2 protein-coding genes and 1 pseudogene are annotated in these 3,143 nt (G+C 62.6%); 1 reads left to right on the plus strand and 2 read right to left on the minus strand.

Going from position 1 to position 3,143, the window contains the following annotated elements; all coding sequences use genetic code 11:
* Positions 1-657 (minus strand): CheR family methyltransferase (locus I5W_RS25600; protein WP_044531369.1); only part of this gene is annotated, 657 nt, incomplete at its 3' end.
* 195 nt (positions 658-852) lie between these two features.
* Positions 853-2,550 (minus strand): methyl-accepting chemotaxis protein, encoded by a 1,698-nt coding sequence (locus I5W_RS25605; protein ID WP_252717225.1) that lies wholly within the window; start codon positions 2,548-2,550, stop codon positions 853-855.
* A gap of 250 nt (positions 2,551-2,800) precedes the next feature.
* Between I5W_RS25605 and I5W_RS30560 the strand changes: the two are divergent.
* Positions 2,801-3,075, plus strand: a pseudogene (locus I5W_RS30560) (metal/formaldehyde-sensitive transcriptional repressor).
* Positions 3,076-3,143 lie beyond the last annotated feature (68 nt).

Here is a 3,143-nt window from a genome sequence, read left to right on the forward strand (position 1 = left end):
CTGACCGCTGATAGGCCAACTATCGGCCAGCAGGTTCAGTTGCTTGAAGGTGATCAGCTTGCGCAATTCCGGGCGCACGCGCACGTAGCCCTCATGGCTACCCTTGCCGCGCAGGAAGAATTTCTTGACCCGCTCGGGCGACATCTTCTCGATGCGCTCCATGGGATAGACCCCATTGGCGCCGGTGGAGAGCACGTTGGTATCGATGTCGGTGGCCACGATCTGCACCGGCGGGTTCATCGAGCCATAGGCCTCGCAGGCGGTCATGGCGATGGTATAGGGCTCTTCCCCGGTGGAGGCGGCCGAGCACCAGATGGTGGCCGGTTCCTTCAGGGTCTTGAGGAAGTCCGCCAGGATCGGGAAATGGTGGGCTTCGCGGAAGAATGAGGTCAGGTTGGTGGTCAGGGCATTGGTGAAAGCTTCCCACTCATCGGCATCGTGGGTGCGCTCCAGCATGTCGAGGTATTGCTGGAAAGAGGTAATGCCGGTGGCCCGCAGACGCCGCGCCAGGCGGCTGTAAACCATTTCCTGTTTGCTGTCGGCCAGCGCGATGCCGGCCCGCTGGTAGATCAGGCCACGCACCCGTTCGAAATCGCGGCTATTGAAATCGAACTCCTTGCCGGATGATTCGCCTTTGCCTGGTACCGTCGGCTTCACTGTCTTTCCTTCCCTGGCGCCGCACGCTTGGAAGCGCGCTGCTTGCTATCTCTTGCCCACCCGGCATGGGCGGACATCCCCTTGCCGCATAATCTATCAGCCGCCTGGCGGGGTCAAGCGAATCAGCCGCGGAAATGAAATGGTTTTACCCCCCTATTGCGACAAGTCAATCGAGCGCTGTCATGCATACCCGTCTCAAACCTTGGAAATCCTCACCGGTCGGGCCGCACGCGGCGTGGCAGGCTGGCGTGTGGCCGTGCGCGCCGGGGTAGGAGCCGGCGCGGCGGCTGCCACCGGAGCCGCCGCAGGCACATGACTGGAGCGGTAGCCGACCCGGAAGCCCCCCCAATGCTTGCCGTTGACATAGATGGGCACCGACAGGTCGTGCATCACCTCGCCGGTATCACGGCGATAGGTTTGCAACAGGAAGGGCTTGGTATTGGCCCCGCAGCGCTTGCCGGTACGGTCGCTGAAGATGCGCTTGGTACGGTTGTTGACCAGGTCCACGTCGTAGTCGCCGGTCAGCGGCTGAGAGAACTTCTTGTTGTGAGTCGGAAAGTAACCGTTGTTATCAACCGCTCCGGCATAGGCCAATTGCGGCATACGCTCCAGCAGCCCCTCCTGCAGGGCCGGCAGCACGCGGTCGGTAAACCCGTCGAACTGGCTGGAATGCTTTTGCGGCGAGGTATCGGGAATAGGCGTATAGCTCCGATCGAACAGGGCCGCTTCGGTAATCTGCCCGGCCCGTATCGCTCCCTCGAAGAGCTTGCCAACCGCCTGTGCCGCCTCCGCCGCCGCCACCCGGATCTCGTCATGCCCGCTGTGGGCACCACCATCGATGATGGCCTCGAACACCGCCTCTGCGCGTTCCGAGAGTTCCATGGCCGAGGCTGCCACGCGCGGCAATTCGGCATCGGTATGCAACATGCCGTTGCGGATATCGGTGATCGCCTCGGCGATTTCCTGGGTGGTCTGCACGTGTTCACGCGAGGCCACCGCGATCTCCTCGATTTGTTCCTGCGACTGGCTGGCTGAACGCTCAATGCTGTTCAAGAGACTATGCACCTTTTCCACGTTCTGCGCTGCCTCCAGCACGCGGCTGCTCAACGAATTCATGCCGGAGGCCGCCCGTTCGGCCTCTTCGGTGATGGCGCGCACCATCACGCCGATGTCATCGGTCGCCTCCTTGGTGCGTTGGGCCAACTGACGCACTTCCCCCGCCACTACCGCAAAGCCGCGCCCCTGCTCGCCGGCGCGTGCCGCCTCGATGGCGGCATTCAGGGCCAGCAGGTTGGTGCGCGCAGCGATCTCGCTGATGACTTCGGTGATGCCATGGATACGGCGGGATTTTTCCTGCAGTTGCGCCATCATCGAAGAAGCCGACAAGGCATCCGTGCGTGCCTGGCCGATCTGCTGCAAGCCACGGTCCACTTCGGACCGCCCGCTGACGCTCTCGGTACGCACTTCAGCCGCAATGGAGGATGCGCGCTCGGCATTGGCGGCGATCTGCTCGGTGGTGGCGGCATTCTGCTCGGCACTGGCGGCGATGCGGTCAGCCGCGACCACGTCCTTGCCTATCTTGGTCTTGATGGTATCGACAAAGAAAGAGGTTTCGGCCGCGCCAATCATGATGTGATCGATCTGGCCACTGATCTTGTCGACCAGTGGCCCCGCTTGCGACTGCTCGCCGCGACGCGCCATGGCAAACCCGACCATGCCCAGCAGCACCGCGACGCAACTGGCGCCTGGCGCACCAAGCCACTGCCCGGCCCCCACCATGTCCAGCACCCCTGTGGCGCCGCCACCCAGTCCCAGCCCGACCACCCAGGGCAAGACGCCCCGCCAAGCCCCCCATGCCGCACCGGTAGCACCGGCCCCTCTGCTCTTTGCCATCACTGTCTCCCTGCGGGTCTCCCGCTCTTCTTGGCCTGCAGCGCGGCAGGCCTGGTTGCGGACGAAACCTGCCGCATTGTCCTGAGGCTATAACGTCTAGCTTACGCATAACTGAACAAAGCTTCACCTGCCCCATGATATTGCCATCCCGCAAGAACACAAGTCCTGCCCAATCAGAAGGATCGACTATCACACCCGCCGTGGAAAAGTCGCTACAATCCTCACTTTATAGGATAGGGGGGTATGGTATATGGCACACCTGACACAGGACACGGACGCCCTGCTCAAGCGCGTGCGCCGCATTGGCGGCCAGGTGCAGGCGCTGGAGCGCGCCCTGGAAGGCCAAGCCGATTGCGGCAAGACCCTGCATCTGGCTGCCGCCATTCGCGGCGCTGTGCATGGGCTGATGGAAGAACTGATCGAAGCCCATGCCCGCGAGCACGTCGCCCGCCCCGGCCTGACCGATGAGCAACGCCGCCAGGGCCTGGAAGAGTGCTGGAAGCGATTCACCGCTACACCAAATAGGCAAAAGGAAATCCATGCACAGCACTTCCTCATATCGCCACGAGCACATCTACCTGGGCACCAACATG

It is taken from the genome of Herbaspirillum sp. B65 (assembly GCF_000333555.1).
Classification (GTDB): Bacteria; Pseudomonadota; Gammaproteobacteria; order Burkholderiales; family Burkholderiaceae_D; genus Herbaspirillum; species Herbaspirillum rubrisubalbicans.